A 19,539-nucleotide genomic window follows, 5' to 3' on the forward strand; every position below is an offset into this window, starting at 1 on the left:
CGGAGGATGAATGATGATTATCTTAGTGAGGCATGGTGAAGCAACGCATCATACGCAAAGATTGACCGGCGGCTGGACGGATTCGCAGCTGACCGAAAAGGGAAGGGCGCAGATAAAGGCTGCTGCGGTAAAGCTGGCGAAGGATTTTGCCGGACGTAATTGCAAGCTGCGGATTCTGGCAAGTGATTTGCAGCGCGCTTCCGCATCGGCGCAGATTATTGCCGAGGAGCTTGGCTTTAAGGGCGAAATAGAGCATTGCCGATTCCTGAGGGAAAAGAATAACGGCATTGCTGCCGGCATGACCGAGGAAGAGGCTAAGAAGCATTTTTGCAAGCCGGCTTCCGAGCAGGAGCTGGATCACCGCAACTATCCCGGCGGTGAAACGCGCAATGAATTTTATCGCCGTAATGTACACGGCTTGTGGCATTGTGCGGATGTCGACAAGGAAAATCTGCTGATTGTTGCGCATAAGGGCACGATTCAGAATATTATTTTCCGTTGGCTGGGAATGGATATGCAGCAGGTGGCGGCGTTTAACTTTTCGGTTGATGTGCAGCCTGCCAGCGTAACTGTTCTGGGGATTAACAAATGGCATGAGCACGCTGTTTTCCGCCTGAATGACGTTAGTCATCTGACGCAGGGAAAGGGCTTTGGCGTGTTTGAGTTTAAGTACGAGAAGTGAATAAGGCTGTGAATGACCCGTTTCCCTTAGTTAAAGATATTGTTGGGTATCTCAAGATGTGTCATTCGATTTTGCCGATAAAGCGGTAGAAGATTTCCACTTCCTGTTCCCGGCTTCCGTCCTCACTTTTGACCGCTTCATGGACAAGGATTTTTTCAATCAGCGTATTCAGAAGTTCAGCCGTCAATTCTGTGGGATTGACATACTGTTTCATCAGACCTATCCACTTTTCAGCGTCAACCGCTGTCTGGGCGGCGGTCTCCATCGCTTCGTGAAGCCGTTCAATTTTTACGTCCAATTCTCGCTGTTCGCCCTGATACTTTTCGGACAGCATATTGAAATTGTATTCTGTAATGCGTCCGGCAGACCAGTCCTCATACATTTTTGCAAACAGGGTGTCTACTTCTGCTTTGCGCTTTTCCGCCTTTTTCAGTTCGGCTGTCTGCCGCTTCCTTGCAGTATTGCGTTCCTTGTCGCTGGCGTTAAGTAGCCGTTTCAGAAGTTTGTCCCCATCCTGCTGTGCCAGCACAGACCAGTATTGCAGACGGGAAAGGACATAGGCGTAAAGCACATCATAGCGGATATAGTGCATGGAACACTGGTGCAATCCTTGCCCGTACTTGCTACAATGGTAGTGGGCATAGGGATTTTTGTTCTGGCTGTTCATACCATAGGCCAGCGACCAGCCGCAGTCCGCACATTTTACCAGCCCGGAAAATATCTGTGTTGTGCCGTTCTTCTGCCGTCTGCGCCTGTTGCAAATCTGCTCCTGTACTTGACGGAACACATCTTCGGAAATAATCGCTTCGTGGGTGTTCTCCACACGATACCATTCCTCTTTTGGCTTGCGTACTTTCTTCTTGTTTTTGAATGAAATGTTGGTCTGCTTATTGTGGACGCTGTGTCCGATATAGGTTTCCTCTTTCAGAATACTTTTCACCTGCGCTATCGTCCACGCATAGGCTTTTTCCTCCGGCGCTCCGGCATAGATATTTGCGAAAGTGCCGTATCTCTGGAAATTCAGCCAGCCGGGAGTAGGTACTTTTTCTTCGACCAAAATCCGTGTAATGCTGGCGGCTCCCCGGCCATGAACGGCAAGGTCAAAAATCTTTTCGATAATCCACCTTGTTTCCGGGTCAATCAGAAGATGGCCTTTCTTATCTGGGTCTTTGACATAGCCAAGCGGAGCATAGGCTCCATAGTGTGCGCCATTTGCGAACCGTGTCCGCATGGCCGCCTTTACCTTTTTGCTGGTCTGGCGGGCGTGCATTTCATTCAGAATGTTGAGGAATGGGGCAAGCTCATTCTCTCCGTTGATGGTGTCCACATTGTCATTGACAGCGATATAGCGGACTCCTTTGCTGGGAAAGTAGATTTCCGTGTATTGGCCGGTCAGAATGTAGTTTCTGCCTAAGCGGGATAAATCCTTCGTAACAACGCAGTTGATTTTCCCGTCCTCAATGTCATCAATCATTCTCTGAAAATCCGGCCTGTCAAAGTTCGTTCCAGACCATCCATCGTCGATATATTCATCTATGACATTCAGGCTATGCTCGGCGGCATATTGCCGGAGCATCATGCGTTGTGTCTGAATACTCCCGCTTTCTCCTTGCAGTTCATCGTCCCGGCTCAATCTCATATAAAGCGCCGTGTTGTAAATCGTAGTATTGTAAGGTTGTTTCACCGTTAAAAATCCTCCTTCTAAAGAAACAACCCACGCTTACAATACTTTTGCTCTATGGCAATTATATCATAAGCGTGGGCGTGTTATCAATGATGGGCTATCAGGTTGAAGCGGCTTTTTCTGCGGTATGCCGCACCACATCTACAATCAGATCACCGAGGGGCTTCCCGCCTGCGGCGAAGTGTTCGGAGATTTTTATACGGTTGTTCCCACATACAAAATACTGCGTGCCGTTCTCTGCTTGTATGACCTGCCCTGTCCGGGGTGTAAAAATATCGCTTTCGCTTTTTGCCATCCAGTGTCCTCCATATTCAGTTTTCAAGGTACAATGCCGCACAAAGGCGGCGAAAATTTCTGCTTATATCTATCACCTTTCCTTTACCGTGTGCCGCTGCTGACGTTTCAGTTCCGCCAGTATATCCGGCGGGATACGGTCAACCAGCCGCTGTAAATTGTCCAGTTCGCTTTTCAGCTTTGCCCGTTCCATCGTATCTTTCATCTTTCCTTTTTCGCTGGCCTTTGCCCTTGCTTCCAACTTCTCATTCTCCGCCAACAGGTCATTGATTGTGACCTTGTACTTTTTCAACTGCCCGGAGAAGTTCTCCATCTGCGGGAACCACTTTTTTAGCATGGAGAGGGCTTCCTCTTTTTTCTTTCCGGCGTTCAGCGGGTTAATGCCGTCAAGGGCGGCTTCAATGGCTCTGGCCTGTTTGGAGAGGGAAACCGCCTGTTTGAAAAGCCGGGTGGGGATATGCTTCCGGCCTGTCTTGCTGGCACTCTCCCCACGCTCCAAGTCGGGATATTTCACCACCATATAGGCGTGAAAATCGTCCTGCCACTTCGTCAGGTTTGCCCGGTTGCCAATAATCTCTTTAGCGCACAGGCGGTTGTCCTTTGTCAGCGGAACAAGGGTCAAATGCAGGTGGGGCGTTTTCTCGTCCATGTGTACCACCGCCGACACGATATTTTCCCGTCCTACCCGGCCAATGAGGAAGTCCGACGCCCTTTGGAAGAACGCCTGTATCTCCTTTGGGGATTTCCCCTTAAAAAACTCCGGGCTGGCGGTTATCAGCGTATCGACAAACCGTGTGCTGTCCTTGCGGGTTCGGCACCCGGCCTGCTCAATCCGGCTCTGAATGAAGTGGTAATAGCGTCCCTCCGGCTTGACGATATGGAAGTTGTATTTGCTCCGGCTTGTGTCAATGTCGGGATTGCTGGCATACTGTTCTTTCTGTCTTTCGTGATGGGCTTCCAGCGGCCTTGCCGGGTTGCCCTTGTGCTTCTCAAACCGTAAAATTGCGTGTTTTGCCATTCTGCTCCTTTCCCCATTCCTTTCCTATCCGGGGTTTTCCACAGGGAAAATCCCGCAGAAAATAGCTCGGATAGGATTGGAATGGATAGAATATAAATCAATCTTTTTATCTTTGTATTTCGTATTTCTATATACCGTCCGGTTTTCGTACGTCTCAGGAGTGATTTCCGTACTTCATGGGTACGGTTTTCAGTCCTCCGGCGTACCAGAACCGGATTTCTTGAAGTCGGTGTTTGGAACCGCTTCATAGGATTTTGGGAAAATGCGGTTGGGTTTTCCACAGCCCTGCTTCTGGATCTCCACCAGTCCGGCGTATTGCAGTTCCCGCAGGGTATTCACCGCTTTCTGCCGCCCACAATGGAGCAGTGTGACCACTTCACAGATAGGGTAATACAGGAAAATCCGTCCGCAGTCATCCGCCCACCCATTCTTGCGGGATAACTCTGTCCGGCGCAGGATAAAGGCGTACAGAACCTTTGCCTCGTTAGACAGGGGCTTGAATGTGGGGGCTTCAAAGAGGAAATTCGGGAGCCGGGTGAAGCTGAACGCCTTTTCCGGCTGATGGATATAGATGGTATTTGTCATAGTTCGTTTTGTGGACGGTTAGAAGCCCGTTTTCCGGGGCGGGCGATACTTTATACCACCTGCCCCGGTTTGGGGCTTGCAAAGCCTGATAAATCAAGGCTTTTTTCGCTCCTAACTGTCCACAGCAGACCTCCTTTTCCGTTCACTTTCTGTTTTCTGCCGCCTGTGAACTCTGGCGGCACAGCCGGGGCAGTATTTTGCCCGGTTGGATTTGGGGACGAACACGCCACCGCAGACCGCACAGCGTTTCAAGTCCTTATCCCGGACAATTTCCGCTTCCAGCGTCCCGTCCAGCGGCAAGACCGCCCAGCGGAACCACTTACAGCAGACCGAGAAAGAAATCGTCTGCGGGCAGGTGCAGGTGTCCCCATCATCAAGGACAATGCAGTTGCCGTCCTCACAGCAACAACACTCCCGGCGTATCAGGCTGGCCGCCTGTTTTCTCTGCGCCGGTGTCATGCGGTAAAGGGAACCGTCCGGCCTGCGTTCCAGTGGCGGCAAGTCTTTATAGGGGTTATCTCTCATGCGTTCCCTCCATTTTGCTTTCCGTTGCCGTTCTCCCCGAAAAGGTTTCCTGCCCCATTCCTGCGGCGTGTTCCGGCGTTGGCACGCTCCTCGCAACTTCGGGACATTTTGTCCCGAAGTCCGACTCCTTGCGGTGCTTCCCCAGCCGGGGTATTCCTTTTCGGACGGTCATTCTGTTTTCAAGGTGCCGTCCATCGATGAACTACCCTAAGTCTACACGAAAAAAATGCAATTCCCGGAATATTGCGAGAATTGCATTTTGATGAAGTTTACACTTTGGAAATTGCATTTTTTGCAATCATTCTGTATAATGGAAGTATGCGGAGGAGGTGCGTATCTATGGCTTTACCCGGAACACCCGGACAGCGGATTTCCGATTTATGCAACGGGAACCACATCACACAAAAGGAACTTGCGGAGAAGATAGGCGTTTCCGCTTCCCAGTTGAGCCGCATTGTCAGCGGCGAAACAAGAACGGTCAGCAGTGATATTCTCATAGGCGTGGCAAAGGAATTTAAGGTATCGACAGACTACATACTGGGCTTATCCACCGTGAGCGTCCGTAAAAGCTACGATATTTCTGAATTAGGCTTGTCCGAGGGAGCCGTGAGGGGGCTCGTGACGGGTGCTGTTGATGTGCAAATCCTCAACCGCCTGTTGGAACACAGGAATTTTCCTAAGCTGATAGATTTGATACGGATTTATTTTCAGGACACAGCGGCAAAAGGCATAACAGCAAGAAACCAGCTTATCGAGATAGCAACGGCTTCCCTGTCCGACCTGATGAAAGAACACCCGGAACACCGGGCGGAAGCAAAGCAGGATTTACAGCTTTTGAACGCCCAGAAGATGGGGGAACATGAGGCGGAGATTGAGAAAATCAAAAATGTGTTCCTTGCTATCCTGCGGGATATTAAGAAAGACATTGACAACGGGGAACAGCCGGGAGAAGCTGTGACCGCCGCGATGTTCCAAGCCATGCGGGACGCATTGGCGGAACAGAAGCAAAACCCGCTTTCCATTGACGATGTAGCGGCGATGGTTGCCGGACAGATCGGACAGCTTACGCCGATGGATGAAGAAACTGCCGACCTGTTCAAGCAGTTGGCAAAAAAGATGATGAAAGGAATAGAATAATAGCCTGTTATTCGAGATAATAATATGCCATTAGTAAAGCATGACTACCCTGTTTTAGAGTACGATACCGCATCAAAAGCTGTTTTTCAGCCGGGAAATGGGAAAAAATGTTTTCCTGCAAAAGCAGTGTTTGCTTTTTTAGGAGACGAGGTTGAAAATTATGCACATACCCATGATGGAATACAGATAGATGAAATTGAAAGTGCAACAAGACGATATCCTATTTATGAATGTCTTTATAATCAGGAGAAAATATGTCTATGTCCGGCTCCTGTGGGAAGTGCTGCTGCCGTCCAAGTTTTAGAATATTTAATTGCAGGGGGTGTAACAAAGATTATTTCCGTCGGCTCCTGCGGCGTATTGGAAGACATCCCGGAAAATAGATTTTTGATACCTGTTTCTGCATTGAGAGATGAGGGAACATCTTACCATTATCTTCCTCCCTCCCGAGAAGTAGAGATTTCAAAGGCTGGTATAAATGCGATTGAATCTGCTTTAAGCCAAAAGAATATACCATATTGGGAAGTTAAAACATGGACAACAGACGGTTTTTATCGAGAAACAGTAGAAATGGTTCAGTATCGGAAAGAAGAGGGATGTCAAGTAGTAGAAATGGAATGTTCCGCATTGGCGGCGTGTGCAAAATTTAGAAAAGTTACATGGGCTATGCTGCTTTTTTCAGCCGATACTCTTGCAGACCCTCATAAATACCAAGAAAGAGAATGGGGAAAAACAAGTATATCCATAGCCTTAGAATTAGCCTTAGACGCTGTTTTATCAGTTGTTGAGGAGTAAAAATAAATACATATAGGAGTTACAATGAATATAAATGAATTTCCACAACAAGTAAATCAAGTTATTTCAATAGCAGAAACCATATTACAAGGTCAAATATTGGGGATATATTTATATGGTTCAGCAACAATGAATGGGCTGCGTCCAGATAGTGATATAGATATACTGATAATTACTAAGCAAGAATTGAGTAATTCAATCAGAGCAGATCTAACAAAGCAATTATTGAAAATTTCTGGCTCCGTAGGCTGTATTGAAAAAAGACCTTTAGAGGTAACTATTATCAATCAATCTGATATTGTTCCGTTGCAATTTCCGCCAAAATGTCAGTATATGTATGGTGAATGGCTAAGGGGAGAGATGGAAGCAGGAGAATATCCGCAAGCCTGCAATGACCCAGATATAATGATTTTATTATGGCAAGCAAGAAAAAATAGCATAACTTTGAAGGGGGCGGAAAGCAAAGAGCTTATTCCCGCTATCCCATTTCACGAAATTAAAAAAGCAATTCGGTTTTCTTTACCTGGTTTGATTTCCAGCTTTAAGGGTGATGAAAGAAATGTGTTATTAACCTTATCACGAATGTGGTTTACTTTAGTAACAGAAGAAATCACGACAAAAGATGTTGCCGCAAAATGGGTAATTTTAAAATTGCCGGAGAGATTTCCCCCCCTGCTAACAACGGCAAAGGAAGCTTATTTGGGAAATTTGTCTGATGAATGGGAGACAGTAGAAAAGGAAGCGATGGCACTTGTAGAATATATGAAAAAACAAATTGAGGAATTACTTAGAACAGAGTAGCAAAGTTAGCGGGGCCAATCAACGGTCAAGATGAACGGCGCATAAATGCGCCGCCGTTGACAGTCCCGCCCGTCTTTGCTGATGGGCAATCAAGGCGGGAAAGCCCTAAAATGGCTTCCCGCCCATTTCAATCTTGAGAGAAGAAACGCTCCAAAATCAGAAAGAGAGCGGTAAATCTGAATTGCGAGGGAGAATGTAGATGAATCAAGGAAGAATTATTGTGATTACAGGTTCGCCGGGAACAGGAAAGACAACAACTGCGTCGATTGTCGCAAAAGAATCGAACATGGATAAATCTGTGCATATGCACACAGACGACTTTTTTCATTATTTAAGCAAAGGAGCAATACCGCCGCATTTACCAGAGTCCAACGAACAAAATTTAGTTGTCATTGAAGCCTTTTTAGAAGCTGCAAAGCGCTATGCCCGCGGCGGATATGATGTAATTGTAGATGGAATTGTCGGGCCGTGGTTTTTAGAACCATGGAGAGCCCTTGTTCGAGAAGATTATGAAGTACACTATATTGTTTTAAGAGCCAGTAAAGAAGAAACTATGAAACGAGCTGTGGAACGTTCAAAATTAGACAGAAAAACAAATGTTGAATTAGTAGAAACAATGTGGGAGCAATTTTGTAATTTGGGGATATATGAATCGAATGTTATAGAAACGACAACCTATTCTATCCAAGAGGCTGTTTTTGCAGTAAAAGAAAAAATTTCAAGTGGAGCCGCATTGCTATCTTAAACGATTTCTAAAAATCGAAATTTCATTTATCAGAGAAATAGCAAAGGCAGCCAAGCCAGTCAACGGTCAAAATGAACGGCGCATTTCATGCGCCGCCGTTGACAGTCCCGCCCGTCTTTGCTAAAGGGTAATCAAGGCGGGAAAGCCCTAAAATGGCTTCACACCTATTTCAATAATTGGAGGAGATAAAAATGAGATCAGAAAAGGAAGTTTATGATATTGTTTTGAATTTTGCAAAAACAGACAAACGCATTCGCATGGTTACTTTGGAAGGATCTAGAACAAATACAAATATTCCGCCTGATGATTTTCAGGATTTTGATATTACTTTTTTTGTTACGGATATGGACAGCTTCACAAGTGATGATAAATGGCTAGATATATTTGGTGAAAGGTTGATTCTGCAAAAGCCGGAAGATATGGAATTATTTCCAGCTGTAGAAAAGGGATTTTCATATTTAATGCTGTTTACTGATGATGTTAAGATAGATTTAACTTTGCTGCCGCTGGAACTGATAGACGAGTATTTTACATGGGATAAACTGGTAAAGTTACTGTTGGATAAAGACAACCGTATCGTAAAGCCGCCAATACCAACGGATATAGACTACCACTTGCAGAAGCCTACTCAAAGAATGTTTGACGATTGCTGTAATGAATTTTGGAATACTACAACATATGTAGTAAAGGGCTTATGCCGCAAAGAAATTCTTTTTGCTATTGACCATATGAATGATATAGTACGAAAAGAATTGCTTCGCATGATTTCCTGGCTGATTGGTATCAAACAGGGATTTCATTTCAGTTTGGGAAAAAACTATAAATTTATGAAGCAATATGTCCCAGAGGAATTGTGGGAACGACTTATGTCCACTTATAATATGGATTCCTATCCCCATATGTGGGAATCCTTTGAACAATGTATGGCATTGTTCCGGGAGGTTTCGTCAGAAGTGGCATGCCAGTTGGATTACCAGTATCCACTATATGATGAAAAAATCAGTAATTATGTGATTCGGCAAAAGAAAAAATATGGCATTGAAGATGATAACAAATAAAATTTTTTCAATCGAAAAAATTTATTTTGATTATTCAATTTTGAAAAACTGAATACCTCAAAATCAGAAAGAGAGCGGCCAAGCACTTTGAGGGATTGGCCGCCTTGTCCACCCATCCAGCGGGACAGCGGGCGGAGGTCAAGGCCGGGTGTAAACCCGTTCATTTCAGCCTTGACGGTTGCCCGTTGTCCTGCTACTTTTCCGGGAGTGTGGCCACAACTTCGGGACACTTTGTCCACAAGTTGGAGCGTAGGACGAGGAACTGGGGCTTTCATATACGCCCTGTCTGCTGATGAGTCCAGACCTGCGCTTGCGGCTCCACGCCACGCAAGCACAGCCCTGTTTTCCTGCCGCTTCAAATGCCCTTGCCCTCCCCGGCGGCAACGGCATTTTCACGGCAACGCCGGCAGAGCGTATAACACACTACACTTTGCTTCGCAAAGTCGTGTGCCAAATGGGGGCGTTGCCCCCTTTGGAAACCCCCACAAGAAAAGGCGGTACGCTACCCCTCCACGGGGCGCATACCGCCTTTTCTTGTTATCCAGCCCTCCGGCTGTATCGGTTGAGCAAAAGTCCGCGTGGGATTGATGTGGTATCTTTAACTTTGGGAAACTCCGCTTGGGTGCTTGGGGAAAGCGCTTAAGCGGTTGTTTTTGTGTTCTCACTATACTAATGGCTTTTTTTGTCGTTTTATTCACCCCCTAACGCAAAAAAATAAGCAGGACAAATTTGAAGATAGTTTATCCTGCTTGCGTTTATCATATAATTTATCTGAGTAATACGGCAGATAAATAATTGGTTGGGTAGTTACTTAACTTCATTTTGTCAACAATAATGCCAGAGTGCTGAGATAATTCTCGCGAATACAGTACTCCACCAGATCATGATCTGTCCACTTGCTCTGCATATTTCAGAAGATAAAAAATGCGTAAAGCATCAAAACTTGGTACAATAGAAGTGAAACAAACAATCAACCAAGTATGAGAGATTCATGTCTAAACTCCTAGCACAGATGCAGCAACTTTTGCAGACTGCTCGATATATTTTATTTCTTAAAATATCCTTTTTTCAACAATAAAAATGCTCCGCTTACTCTTTTTTTAGGGTAGGCGAAGCATTTTATTATTTATTGTTCAGTTCTATAGCCAAAAGCTTAATTTTCTCCTGTGCTTCTTCTTCCGTTTGGTGCATAGAAAGAATGACTGGTGCCTTAGACCAGTTAACGAAAGCCATCACATAATAATAATCTTTGTATTTGCCATCAGCAGTAAAACACCAATCACCATTATCATATACCAGATTAGTAATTGTATCGCTGTTTATGTAATCCGGCAGACGGTTCATACATCTCCAATGATTATCATAGAAATCCAATCCTTCAATATTATCTGAAACACTAAAGTCAGATGGCCAATTAGGTGTGTTAAAAGTTCTGATAAACATTATTCATTCTCCTTCCGATGTTTTCTTCTTAAATCCCAAGGCTTTTCAATTTTTTCCTGTGACCATAAGCCTTTATGCCAGCGCTTTGCTGCTGCCTCAAATTTATCATATATTTCGCATTTATCGAAGTTCATGTGGTAATGCAGTGCCATGCCGTCCTTCAGCATTTCGGCGCTCACGTCCTTTCCTTCGCAATATACAAAAGCAACTTCACGGTTATACTTATCAATACACTTAACTTTCAAGCGGACTGTGCTTTGGCGTAACAGTTCGCTTAGTTTTTTTGTTGATTCCGTGCCAAAGGGCTGCTCACTTTCCGGTGCATCTATCATAGCAAGTCGGATGCGGTGTGCTTCGCCTGTTATATCGCGTACATGAATGGTATCACCATCTATAATGCGTACCACATGTGCTGTATAGGTGCTGCAAGGCCTCGCCTGTGCGCTGGCTATGGAGGCTATGCCGATAAGACCGAGTGCAAAGAGAAGAAAGAGAGTATAGGCAATTATTTTATAGCGCATATTATTTTCCTTTCCTATAAAGATGGGCTGCCGTACTGCTAGGTACGACAGCCCCTGTGCCATATGATTAGTTCTTAGCTCAAACTTCGCAGGTAAAAATCCCCTGCACCCCTTGAAAGTCCAGGCTTTGTAAACAGAAAAATAGCATGAGTCTTGCCAGTTTGGTATAATTATGTTGGCTCAAAAACATACCAAGCACCGGAGGCTCATGCTATGAAAAGTATATCACAAACCACCCAGCAGATGGAATCCATCTCGAAGAAAACTTCGGCGTTCTTCCGTCGTTATCATGTCGGCCAGATTCTGCGCGCGGCCAACGCTTGCAAGCTCAAAGGATTTTCCTCCATTCTCGTTTTCCTCGTGCTCGTAAGCATCATCTTCGAGAACCGCTCGCTCTATATGCAGCGCCGACTTCACGAGGATTCGCTGCCGTTCGGCAAGGACACGGCTTACCGCTTCTTGAACTCCTGCCACACGAACTGGCGCAAGTTCACGCTGCTTCTTGCGGCGCGGATCATCAACGAAACCATCAAGCCGCTGACGGATGCCGGCCGGCGTTGTGCCATCGTCGTCGACGATTCGCTCTTCAGCCGCTCGCGTTCCAAGCGCGTGGAACTCTTGGCGAACGTCTACGACCATGTGAGCCGCCGCTATACGAAGGGCTTCCGCTTGCTCGTCCTCGGCTGGACGGACGGGAACACGTTCCTGCCACTCACGTTCTGCCTTCTTTCAACCTCGAAGGAAAAGAACCGGCTCAATGAGGCCAGCGCATCCGTCGATGCAAGAAGCAACGGCGGAAAGCAGCGCAAGCTCGCGCAGATGGAAGCGCCAGCCGTCGTCCTCAATTTGTTGCAGGAGGTCAAGGCGACAGGAATCCCCGCGCAGTACGTCCTCTTCGACACATGGTTCTGCTCGCCGTCGTCGCTGAAAGCCATCCATGACCTCGGCTATGACGTCACCGCTATGGCAAAGAAGAGCAAGAAGGTGCGCTACCCCTGCGAAGGGAAGATCTCGAACGTCAAGGCCATCTACAAGGAACACAAGAAACGCCGCGGACGCTCGCGTTACCTCCTGTCCGTCGATGCTGTCGCGACGAAACAGGGAGAATCCCTCGTGCCTGTGCGATTGGTCTTCGTGCGGAACCGCAACAAGCGGAAGGATTATCTCGTCCTCGTCACGACAGACCTCTCGCTTTCGGAGGAAGAAGTCATCCAGCTCTACGGGAAGCGCTGGGGCATCGAGGTGTTCTTCAAAGCGTGCAAGTCCTACCTGCGGCTCGGCAAGGATTGTCGTTCCGTCTCCTACGATGCGATGACGGCGCATGTCGCCGTCGTCTGCACACGATATATGCTCCTGGCTGTCGAGGAACGTGAGAACACGGATGGGCGAAGCCTCGGCGAGCTCTTCTATCTGGGGCTTGATGAGCTTCCGGACTTGAAGTACATGGAAGCGCTTCGCCTCGTGTTGCAGGAGTTTGCGGAGCAGCTTCGGGCAGAATATCCGTCAGAAGTCTTGCTGGTCGAATCGCTCTTGGAACGATTCCTGAACGATCTGCCCGCTCTTTGGATGAGTCGTCTGCGTGCACAGAAGTGTGCGTGAATGGCTTTCGACATTCAGTTCAAGCTGATTTATCAAGGCATACGGGATGTTTTCCGTGTGCGAAGTTTGAGTTCTTAGTATATTTTTGCTTGTATATACTATTTACTGCTGTGCATATGGAAATTGCATCACAAGTCTTTCCTGCAGCACACGGGTTAAGGTGTCGATATTGGCACTCAGCTTTTCGATTCTGCCTTCCATACGGACCAGAAGATACGAGCTGACGAGCATGGGGAAACCATAATCCGCTGCAGCGGAGAGAAGTCTGTCAAATTCCATGAGGATCACTCCTTAGTGCTTTTTACGCCAGAACTTGGACGTTACGATTGACAACACGAGCTTCAACAGCTTGTACCAGGTCACCGCCGATGGTGTTGAAAACGTTGGCTGCGACGATTTTTTGCATTGCTTCGTCGGTTTCGGATTTGGTGAGGTTTTCTTTGGGGTTGGAGATGGTGATGATTTTGGTGCTGCCTGCAGCGTTTTTAAAGACGAGTTGTAAAGATTTTTCCATGTTTGATTGCTCCTTTGTGTCATAATGATAAAAGTTCGGTAGAAGATAGCCTCTCCTTTGGGAGACAAGGTGAATTGCCCGCAGGGCAAGAGAGGGCGCCCTGGGGCGGGTGTCACCCGATAGGGTGACTGAGAGGGGACTGAAAGCAATGTTGCTTTAGGCAGAACCCCTCTCCGCCTCGACAAGCTCGGCACCTCTCCCCAAGGAGAGGCTCTCCTACTTATTTACTTTGGCGTTCTGCTTACGCCTCCGCCAGCTCACTCTTCTCGGTCAGCTCAATATCCTTATAAGGCTTCTCCATCAGACCGCCGAGGGCAGTGCCTGCCTCGTACACCTTGTCCAGTGCAGCGTCAGTCTTGATGCCGTTGAAGTTTTTCGCCTTATACTTGGTAGTGCCGTCGGCACCGGTGCCATCCTCAACGTTGATTACCAGAGTGCGTTTCAAAATTTCCTGATTGATTTCTGCCATAGATTAAAACTCCTTTCGATGATGAAAAAAATGAATGGTATGAAGATAGGCTCCCCTAGGGGGGACAAGGTGAATTGCCCGCAGGGCAAGAGAGGGCGCCCTGGGGCGGCTGTCGCCGTAGGCGACTGAGAGGGGACTGCTGTCATTATGCTTAGCAATTAAACCCCTCTCCGTCATCGCTTCGCGATGCCACCTCTCCCCAAGGAGAGGCTTTTTGTCGGCGCTAGGCGTTGCCCTCACGCCGCCAGCAGCTCAGGCTGCTCCACTTCCGCTTCATGTGGCTGCAGCAGCTTGTCCCTAAGCATACCGTGCAAATACGCCAGAGCCTTTTTTCGCAGCAGCACGCCTCCCGGGCGCAGGGCCCTCGTTTCCGGCATGCCTTTGAGCATGTACAAATCCCAGCGCATATCGGGATCACCTTGACCGGGACCATATTGGTCGCGACTGGCTGCTTCGGCATGAGTCATTACCGTATCATTGTTGATTTCCAGTTCCAACTCGTGACACAGGATAGCGACTACTATCGCCATCTGTTCCACTTGAAGTTCAGTCGGTGGATATGCGCCAAACACAGGATTGCATTTGTAGGCGAGGATTGCATCCTTAGCGCAACAGAGAGTGACGCCAATGGAGCGACTGTTGCGACGCCAGGTGTGCGATTTATATTCGCGCAGCATGTTGCAGGTGAGGTAAAGCTCGCCCTGCTCGCCAATGTTGATGTGGTAATCATCAAAAACCTGCTCGTAGGTTCCTGCCGTCCAATGCAGATAGATGTGAGTGATACCGCCTTTGGCATTTCTAGCCAAGATTCGCAGCTGTTCATGATTAATTCTGCGGGGATTTGTTACAAGCATATATCAAAAAGCTCCTTTGTATTTTTTCTCCCATGCGCTTACTTGCATATCCGGATTCTGCTTTGGGCAAGAGGCGGGAGCGTGTTGTTTTTGCCTCTCACTATACTAATGGCTTTTTTTAGGGTAAAAGTCAGACACACAAAATAAATATTTTTAAAAAATTTTGGCTCATTGTATAATGAAATTGCACACCTGAAAAATTGAATAAAAAATAGTCCATTGTGATACCTTTGTGTTAAGATTAAGTTGCTACACAAAAACTAACTAAGGAGTAATCACAATGGACTACACCAAAGATATCACAAATCATCAAAAAGGTAAACACTTTTCTTTAGGAGACCGCAGGGAATTACAAGGAATTCTGTCTGACAGCTCTAAACAGTATTCTCTTCGTCAGCTGGCAAAGTATTTTAACTGTGCTCCAAATACTATCAGGAATGAACTCAAGCGTGGTGCTCATCCTCATACCGGTAGATATGGAGCTGCTCGTGCTCAACGTGCCTATATTGCTAGCCATAGCAACAGTATTTGCAAGTCTAAAAGATTTCTTACAAGTAATTTTGTTACTTGGACTGTTCGAAAAGTATTGCAAGAACACTGGTCTTTGGATGCCTGCCATGGCTATGCCCTAGACAATCATCTATTTCCTCTCAAAGAAATTGTGTGCGTAAAGACTCTCTATAACTATGTAGATTCCATGCTGCTTAGATTGCGCAACATTGACCTTCCATTAAAGGTAAGAAGACGTAGAACAACCCGCAGCATAAAGAAAAATCTGAAGCATATGGGTCGCAGCATAGACGAGAGGGATTCTAATGTGGATGAACGCAATGAATTCGGTCATTGGGAAATAGATACTGTTATAGGAAGTAAAAGCAAGAGTGACAACGTGGTGTTGACTCTTGTGGAACGTATAACACGCAAGTATATCGCACTGAAAATAACTAGTAAAACATCCTTTGCTGTTAACGAAGGCATTGCTTACCTAAAGGAATACTATGGTACTAAATTCAGTCAGGTGTTTAAGACAATTACTAGCGATAATGGAAGCGAGTTTGCAGAACTCTCGCAAATAGAGAATGACACTTCTATAAAAATATACTTCGCACATCCTTACAGTTCTTGGGAAAGAGGCAGTAATGAGCGCCATAATGGTTTGCTCAGAAGATTCATCCGAAAAGGAAAGAGGATGGACAATTATAGCTACGAAGATATTATGTTTATCGCTGATTGGTGTAATTCACTTCCAAGGAAGATTCTGGGATATAAAACTCCAGATGAACTGTTTGACTTTGAGTTGGATAAGATCTATGCATCTTAATTTTCAAAAAGTGTGCAACTTCTTATTGCAATTTAGATTTAAAAAATTTTTTAGATTTTTTTTCTTTGTCTGACTTTTGATTGTTTTTTAGCCATTAATACATTGAGTTTTCTTTTTTCTCTCTTTCTTTTTTATAATTTTTTCTTTCTGTCTTTATTTCTTTTGGCTGTGATAAAAACTACTAGCGTAAGCTAGTAGTAACCTTGTTCTTTAGAGTACTACCTAAAGCATAGACGTAAAGTACGGTCGAAGTAGAGCGTAGGCAAAAGGCGCTCTACCTATACTGCGGTAGAACTATAATGTACTATATATAATGTACCCATAGTCATGGACAGTTTGGTAGGTAGTATAGAAAGCGATATGGGCATTAAAGCAACATAGTCTACATGAATTATATTTGCATTTATGACTTAAGTGTCCCTTTAACTTATTGTTTAAATCTGGACACTAAGAGAGAACGAAAAGAGAGTTACTTTGGACAGTTTTCAAGAAAAATACTAGAATTGGACAGCTTTCTTTTGGTCAATCCCTAAAAATGGACACTTTTTTCTTTTCCTTGGTCTTAAATCGTTTTTGAGCGACTTTTTCCCAAACTGTATGTTATACTATGGATAAAAGGCGGAGGTGCTCAAAATGGCTGTAAAGCGCTTTACTGAAGAGGAAATGGAGCTGTTACGTAAGAATCCATACACCTACAGAGTAACTTATAACATGTTATTATTGACGGTAGAGTTTAAGGAGAAATTTTGGAAACTTTACCTTCAAGGTTTTTCACCAGTGTCTATTTTTAAGGAGTTAGGATATGACCCTAATATTTTAGGTGCTTACAGAATAAACAACTTCACTTTTAAGCTAAAGAAGGCAATGGAATCTGGAAAACCTCTCACTCAGGGAGTTGGTGGTGAAGTAAAGCCTCCACCTAAGAATAAAAATTATAGCGATTTGCCATTCGAGGCAGCGATAGCATCTATGCAGTACGAACTCTCATATCTTAGACAGGAGGTAGATTTCTTAAAAAAGCTGTGCTCTTTGGACAAATCAGACTAGCACGTGAAATATCTCTTGGGTTGTCGAATAGAAAATTTCAATTGATTCATGATTTAGTATCTAAGCCAGATAATCAATTGAAAGTGTCCCATTTATGTAAACTCGCTCATGTTACTAGATCTGGATACTATAATTGGTTAAGCAATATGGATTCCCGTAATGAACATGAACAGAAGGATAGAGCAGATTTTAGTAAAATTCTTGAGGCATATAAATTTAAGGGCTATGACAAAGGCATTCGCGGCATCCATATGAGGTTGTTACATTTGGAGAAGCCAGTGCTGATGAATCTTAAAAAGATAAGGCGGCTAATGGTAAAGTACAATTTGAGATGCCCAATTAGAAAGCCAAATCCATACAGGCAAATGGTAAGAGCTTTGAGAACCAATAAGGTTGCTCCTAATCTTTTGAACCGGGAATTTAAAGAACATGGACCTAGAAAAGTATTGTTAACAGATATAACTTACATACCATTAAATGATAAATACTGTTATTTATCTACAATTCTAGACTCCTATACAATGCAAGTATTAGGATATTGTCTGAGTGATTCTCTGGCAATAGATTTTGTGTTGGAAACTGTTAATATGGTACTAGCAAAGCATGGTAATGAAATCTCTAGTGAAACTATAATTCATTCCGACCAGGGTTCACACTATACAAGTTATAAATTTATGCAGTTAGTCCATGATGCTAATCTTAGGCAATCCATGTCAAGAAGAGGAAATTGTTGGGATAACGCACCACAAGAGAGCTTTTATGGACACATGAAGGACGAAATACATATATCTAAATGCAAAGACTTTGAGGCCTTAAGAGCTGAAATAGATAGGTGGATGGATTACTACAATAACGATAGGTACCAGTGGAAGTTAGCCAAGCTATCCCCAAACGAGTATTATGAGTATGTAAAAACAGGCCTTTACCCATTGAGGATATTTTAATAAAAACTAAGAAGCAGCGGTTCCGGCAGGAACTGCTGCTTCTCTCTTTCTCTTAAAAATGTCCTTGACAAAGGGTACGGTTTAACTTGAAAAAGGAGATTTTCTTGATCCTTGACAAAAGAAAATATTGAATCCCGTTTACTTGACACTCTTGTTTTTATACTAGCGTAGAAATACAAAAACGTTCTGCTGAACTGGCAGCAGAACGCTTGTGTTTAACTTACTAAGACTTGTTTTATTTTTTTTAGCGCACGTTCTTTGTGAACATAGCCTGATTGCTTAGTTATTCCATATTTTTTACAATAGGATTGCATAGTTTTATCTTCAAAGAAAACTGTTTTGATAATATTTCTTTGTGCATCTGTAAGTTTTTTCATTGCTTCGGACAATAGCTGATTATGCACCAACTGGTCAATATAATTCTTTTCGTCAGCAATCTGTGTTTCTTCGCCTTCTTCCTCTGCGTCCAGATAATAGCAATCCTTGACAGATTTCCCGCGCGTAAACTTGTGCAGCAGTCCGTAATGGATATAGTATTGCAATAGTCCGGGCAGATGCCCGAAGTCGCGTCCGTCATACTTCTTGATTTGCTCTAAAAAGATTAACCAGGCAGTATTGACGGCATCCTCGCCCAAGGCTTCACGCACTTCGTAGCGATAGGCCTCCTTGTAGATTAAGGGCTTAAAGGCTGTGCATAATACATTGATAGCCTCGCGGTCACCCTTTTGGGCGCTGTGCACCAGCTCTTTAAATTCTGTGAGAGTGAAGGTTGTTTTTTCCTCCGTGCAGTCCTGCGGTTCGGTGCCTTCCGGCACGCAGCAGATTACCTGTTCGGTATTTTCCTGCTCAGGGCAGTTTTTTGTTGTTATGTTGTCCAGTTCCTTTCTGTGGCGGTCGCAATGCCGCGTATGGCAGAATTCTGTGCTGTACTGCATCAAGTCTTGATGGGGTTATTATAGCACAGAAAATTTAAAAGATTCGTATATGTATCAGATATGCTACATATACGTTTTCACCGTTCTTTTTGTAATAATCTGTTAGCAAAATAGTAATATTTTGAGGTGACAGTATGAGAAAAAGACTTAGAAATTTGTATTCTGAAGAGCTGGTGGATTCGGATTATTTGCCAGAACTGGTTGAACTGGGAGTGCTTATAGGATCGCATAGAACGGCATCAGGGATAAATCAGGAAGAGTTTGCCAGGATGATCGGGGTGTCGCGACGGACGATGACTAAGATTGAAAATGGCAGGCAGTCTTTGAGTTTTGTTGCTTTTTTGAGAATTGCTGCTGTGCTGGAGATGCGACCGGAGTATTTGCTGCAGGAGCTGACGCGGGTGACGCAGAGGAAGTGGAGTACGAAGGGGGAGGATTGAGAGAGAGGTGGCTTGTTAGAACATAAGTTAAACTGATAATTTAGGTTGAGTGCTTTTGACAGAGCACTATTATTTTTTAATTCGCAACCAAATGGATATTTGGTTGCGGGGGGGGGGACAAGATGATA

At 44.9% G+C, this 19,539-nt stretch carries 24 protein-coding genes; 11 read left to right on the forward strand and 13 right to left on the reverse strand.

Annotation, left to right across the window (positions count from 1 at the left end):
* Positions 1 to 10: 10 nt before the first annotated feature.
* Entirely contained in the window at positions 11 to 682 is a 672-nt protein-coding gene (locus tag M5E81_RS03570) for a histidine phosphatase family protein (RefSeq protein ID WP_249747889.1), read from the forward strand.
* 61 nt (positions 683 to 743) lie between these two features.
* Here M5E81_RS03570 and M5E81_RS03575 read toward each other — a convergent pair whose 3' ends face one another.
* From M5E81_RS03575 to M5E81_RS03595, 5 genes are all read right to left on the reverse strand, one after another.
* Positions 744 to 2,366: a recombinase family protein gene (locus M5E81_RS03575; RefSeq protein ID WP_271824414.1), complete on the reverse strand. Its 1,623-nt coding sequence runs from the start codon at positions 2,364 to 2,366 to the stop codon at positions 744 to 746.
* 100 nt (positions 2,367 to 2,466) lie between these two features.
* Complete coding sequence (locus M5E81_RS03580) at positions 2,467 to 2,661, reverse strand: hypothetical protein (protein WP_002334813.1); 195 nt, start codon at positions 2,659 to 2,661, stop codon at positions 2,467 to 2,469.
* A 72-nt stretch (positions 2,662 to 2,733) separates the two neighbouring features.
* Positions 2,734 to 3,678 carry a MobV family relaxase gene (mobV, locus tag M5E81_RS03585; RefSeq protein WP_249747890.1) on the reverse strand — a complete coding sequence of 315 codons (945 nt, stop codon included), beginning with the start codon at positions 3,676 to 3,678 and terminating at the stop codon, positions 2,734 to 2,736.
* Between the two features lie 189 nt (positions 3,679 to 3,867).
* Entirely contained in the window at positions 3,868 to 4,263 is a 396-nt protein-coding gene (locus M5E81_RS03590) for a replication initiator protein A (RefSeq protein ID WP_002578726.1), read from the reverse strand.
* 111 nt (positions 4,264 to 4,374) lie between these two features.
* Entirely contained in the window at positions 4,375 to 4,788 is a 414-nt protein-coding gene (locus M5E81_RS03595) for a cysteine-rich VLP domain-containing protein (RefSeq protein WP_024400051.1), read from the reverse strand.
* A 339-nt stretch (positions 4,789 to 5,127) separates the two neighbouring features.
* Here M5E81_RS03595 and M5E81_RS03600 point away from each other — a divergent pair, with 339 nt between their 5' ends.
* The 5 genes from M5E81_RS03600 (at position 5,128) to M5E81_RS03620 (ending at position 9,324) form a co-directional block, all read left to right on the forward strand.
* Positions 5,128 to 5,925 carry a helix-turn-helix domain-containing protein gene (locus tag M5E81_RS03600; RefSeq protein WP_002578724.1) on the forward strand — a complete coding sequence of 266 codons (798 nt, stop codon included), beginning with the start codon at positions 5,128 to 5,130 and terminating at the stop codon, positions 5,923 to 5,925.
* A 24-nt stretch (positions 5,926 to 5,949) separates the two neighbouring features.
* The gene (locus M5E81_RS03605) at positions 5,950 to 6,720 is read left to right on the forward strand and encodes a nucleoside phosphorylase (RefSeq protein WP_249747891.1); all 771 of its coding nucleotides are present in this window, start codon (positions 5,950 to 5,952) and stop codon (positions 6,718 to 6,720) included.
* 24 nt (positions 6,721 to 6,744) lie between these two features.
* A complete protein-coding gene (locus tag M5E81_RS03610; RefSeq protein ID WP_002578722.1) occupies positions 6,745 to 7,521 on the forward strand; it encodes an ANT(9) family aminoglycoside nucleotidyltransferase in 777 nt (258 codons plus the stop codon).
* A gap of 199 nt (positions 7,522 to 7,720) precedes the next feature.
* Entirely contained in the window at positions 7,721 to 8,266 is a 546-nt protein-coding gene (locus M5E81_RS03615; RefSeq protein WP_002578721.1) for a P-loop nucleotide/nucleoside kinase family protein, read from the forward strand.
* A 191-nt stretch (positions 8,267 to 8,457) separates the two neighbouring features.
* Entirely contained in the window at positions 8,458 to 9,324 is an 867-nt protein-coding gene (locus M5E81_RS03620) for an aminoglycoside 6-adenylyltransferase AadE (RefSeq protein ID WP_001255868.1), read from the forward strand.
* Here the strand turns inward: M5E81_RS03620 and M5E81_RS03625 are convergent.
* From M5E81_RS03625 to M5E81_RS03635, 3 genes are all read right to left on the reverse strand, one after another.
* Complete coding sequence (locus tag M5E81_RS03625) at positions 9,273 to 9,683, reverse strand: hypothetical protein (RefSeq protein WP_002334817.1); 411 nt, start codon at positions 9,681 to 9,683, stop codon at positions 9,273 to 9,275. The genes M5E81_RS03620 and M5E81_RS03625 overlap by 52 nt on opposite strands.
* Before the next feature lie 763 nt (positions 9,684 to 10,446).
* Complete coding sequence (locus M5E81_RS03630) at positions 10,447 to 10,767, reverse strand: hypothetical protein (RefSeq protein ID WP_009144471.1); 321 nt, start codon at positions 10,765 to 10,767, stop codon at positions 10,447 to 10,449.
* Positions 10,767 to 11,288: a thermonuclease family protein gene (locus M5E81_RS03635; RefSeq protein WP_249747892.1), complete on the reverse strand. Its 522-nt coding sequence runs from the start codon at positions 11,286 to 11,288 to the stop codon at positions 10,767 to 10,769. Before M5E81_RS03635 ends, M5E81_RS03630 begins: the two co-directional genes overlap by 1 nt.
* 213 nt (positions 11,289 to 11,501) lie before the next feature.
* On the opposite strand from M5E81_RS03635, the gene M5E81_RS03640 reads away from it, so the two are divergent.
* Positions 11,502 to 12,887, forward strand: a complete 1,386-nt coding sequence (locus M5E81_RS03640) for an IS4 family transposase (protein ID WP_249747014.1) — start codon at positions 11,502 to 11,504, stop codon at positions 12,885 to 12,887.
* 102 nt (positions 12,888 to 12,989) lie between these two features.
* Here M5E81_RS03640 and M5E81_RS03645 read toward each other — a convergent pair whose 3' ends face one another.
* From M5E81_RS03645 to M5E81_RS03660, 4 genes are all read right to left on the reverse strand, one after another.
* The gene (locus tag M5E81_RS03645) at positions 12,990 to 13,166 is read right to left on the reverse strand and encodes a YvrJ family protein (RefSeq protein ID WP_210684100.1); all 177 of its coding nucleotides are present in this window, start codon (positions 13,164 to 13,166) and stop codon (positions 12,990 to 12,992) included.
* 22 nt (positions 13,167 to 13,188) lie between these two features.
* A complete protein-coding gene (locus tag M5E81_RS03650) occupies positions 13,189 to 13,401 on the reverse strand; it encodes a DUF2922 domain-containing protein (RefSeq protein WP_249747893.1) in 213 nt (70 codons plus the stop codon).
* Positions 13,402 to 13,642: 241 nt separating this feature from the next.
* A complete protein-coding gene (locus M5E81_RS03655; RefSeq protein WP_210684102.1) occupies positions 13,643 to 13,870 on the reverse strand; it encodes a DUF1659 domain-containing protein in 228 nt (75 codons plus the stop codon).
* Between the two features lie 236 nt (positions 13,871 to 14,106).
* Entirely contained in the window at positions 14,107 to 14,724 is a 618-nt protein-coding gene (locus M5E81_RS03660; RefSeq protein WP_249747894.1) for a peptidoglycan recognition protein family protein, read from the reverse strand.
* 280 nt (positions 14,725 to 15,004) lie between these two features.
* On the opposite strand from M5E81_RS03660, the gene M5E81_RS03665 reads away from it, so the two are divergent.
* The 3 genes from M5E81_RS03665 to M5E81_RS03675 all read left to right on the forward strand — a co-directional run bounded on the left by M5E81_RS03665 (position 15,005) and on the right by M5E81_RS03675 (position 18,036).
* On the forward strand, positions 15,005 to 16,045 hold the full coding sequence (locus M5E81_RS03665) for an IS30 family transposase (protein ID WP_249746999.1): 1,041 nt from the start codon (positions 15,005 to 15,007) through the stop codon (positions 16,043 to 16,045).
* A gap of 633 nt (positions 16,046 to 16,678) precedes the next feature.
* Complete coding sequence (locus tag M5E81_RS03670; protein ID WP_009144403.1) at positions 16,679 to 17,092, forward strand: HTH domain-containing protein; 414 nt, start codon at positions 16,679 to 16,681, stop codon at positions 17,090 to 17,092.
* Entirely contained in the window at positions 17,068 to 18,036 is a 969-nt protein-coding gene (locus M5E81_RS03675; RefSeq protein ID WP_050787068.1) for an IS3 family transposase, read from the forward strand. Before M5E81_RS03670 ends, M5E81_RS03675 begins: the two co-directional genes overlap by 25 nt.
* A gap of 215 nt (positions 18,037 to 18,251) precedes the next feature.
* Here the strand turns inward: M5E81_RS03675 and M5E81_RS03680 are convergent, their stop codons facing one another.
* Positions 18,252 to 18,971, reverse strand: a complete 720-nt coding sequence (locus M5E81_RS03680) for an RNA polymerase sigma factor (protein ID WP_249747895.1) — start codon at positions 18,969 to 18,971, stop codon at positions 18,252 to 18,254.
* Positions 18,972 to 19,105: 134 nt separating this feature from the next.
* Between M5E81_RS03680 and M5E81_RS03685 the strand changes: the two genes are divergently transcribed.
* A complete protein-coding gene (locus M5E81_RS03685) occupies positions 19,106 to 19,411 on the forward strand; it encodes a helix-turn-helix transcriptional regulator (protein WP_210684105.1) in 306 nt (101 codons plus the stop codon).
* The last annotated feature ends 128 nt before the right edge of the window (positions 19,412 to 19,539 follow it).

The organism is Phascolarctobacterium succinatutens (assembly GCF_023497905.1).
In the GTDB taxonomy this organism is placed as follows: Bacteria; Bacillota; Negativicutes; order Acidaminococcales; family Acidaminococcaceae; genus Phascolarctobacterium_A; species Phascolarctobacterium_A succinatutens.

Bases quoted from the DNA above. Each gene is read 5' to 3' on its own strand.
- M5E81_RS03570 (WP_249747889.1), top strand. From the start codon at position 11: ATGATGATTATCTTAGTGAGGCATGGTGAAGCAACGCATCATACGCAA.
- M5E81_RS03580 (WP_002334813.1), bottom strand. From the start codon at position 2,661: ATGGCAAAAAGCGAAAGCGATATTTTTACACCCCGGACAGGGCAGGTC.
- mobV (WP_249747890.1), bottom strand. From the start codon at position 3,678: ATGGCAAAACACGCAATTTTACGGTTTGAGAAGCACAAGGGCAACCCG.
- M5E81_RS03590 (WP_002578726.1), bottom strand. From the start codon at position 4,263: ATGACAAATACCATCTATATCCATCAGCCGGAAAAGGCGTTCAGCTTC.
- M5E81_RS03595 (WP_024400051.1), bottom strand. From the start codon at position 4,788: ATGAGAGATAACCCCTATAAAGACTTGCCGCCACTGGAACGCAGGCCG.
- M5E81_RS03600 (WP_002578724.1), top strand. From the start codon at position 5,128: ATGGCTTTACCCGGAACACCCGGACAGCGGATTTCCGATTTATGCAAC.
- M5E81_RS03605 (WP_249747891.1), top strand. From the start codon at position 5,950: ATGCCATTAGTAAAGCATGACTACCCTGTTTTAGAGTACGATACCGCA.
- M5E81_RS03610 (WP_002578722.1), top strand. From the start codon at position 6,745: ATGAATATAAATGAATTTCCACAACAAGTAAATCAAGTTATTTCAATA.
- M5E81_RS03615 (WP_002578721.1), top strand. From the start codon at position 7,721: ATGAATCAAGGAAGAATTATTGTGATTACAGGTTCGCCGGGAACAGGA.
- M5E81_RS03620 (WP_001255868.1), top strand. From the start codon at position 8,458: ATGAGATCAGAAAAGGAAGTTTATGATATTGTTTTGAATTTTGCAAAA.
- M5E81_RS03630 (WP_009144471.1), bottom strand. From the start codon at position 10,767: ATGTTTATCAGAACTTTTAACACACCTAATTGGCCATCTGACTTTAGT.
- M5E81_RS03635 (WP_249747892.1), bottom strand. From the start codon at position 11,288: ATGCGCTATAAAATAATTGCCTATACTCTCTTTCTTCTCTTTGCACTC.
- M5E81_RS03640 (WP_249747014.1), top strand. From the start codon at position 11,502: ATGAAAAGTATATCACAAACCACCCAGCAGATGGAATCCATCTCGAAG.
- M5E81_RS03645 (WP_210684100.1), bottom strand. From the start codon at position 13,166: ATGGAATTTGACAGACTTCTCTCCGCTGCAGCGGATTATGGTTTCCCC.
- M5E81_RS03650 (WP_249747893.1), bottom strand. From the start codon at position 13,401: ATGGAAAAATCTTTACAACTCGTCTTTAAAAACGCTGCAGGCAGCACC.
- M5E81_RS03655 (WP_210684102.1), bottom strand. From the start codon at position 13,870: ATGGCAGAAATCAATCAGGAAATTTTGAAACGCACTCTGGTAATCAAC.
- M5E81_RS03660 (WP_249747894.1), bottom strand. From the start codon at position 14,724: ATGCTTGTAACAAATCCCCGCAGAATTAATCATGAACAGCTGCGAATC.
- M5E81_RS03665 (WP_249746999.1), top strand. From the start codon at position 15,005: ATGGACTACACCAAAGATATCACAAATCATCAAAAAGGTAAACACTTT.
- M5E81_RS03670 (WP_009144403.1), top strand. From the start codon at position 16,679: ATGGCTGTAAAGCGCTTTACTGAAGAGGAAATGGAGCTGTTACGTAAG.
- M5E81_RS03680 (WP_249747895.1), bottom strand. From the start codon at position 18,971: ATGCAGTACAGCACAGAATTCTGCCATACGCGGCATTGCGACCGCCAC.
- M5E81_RS03685 (WP_210684105.1), top strand. From the start codon at position 19,106: ATGAGAAAAAGACTTAGAAATTTGTATTCTGAAGAGCTGGTGGATTCG.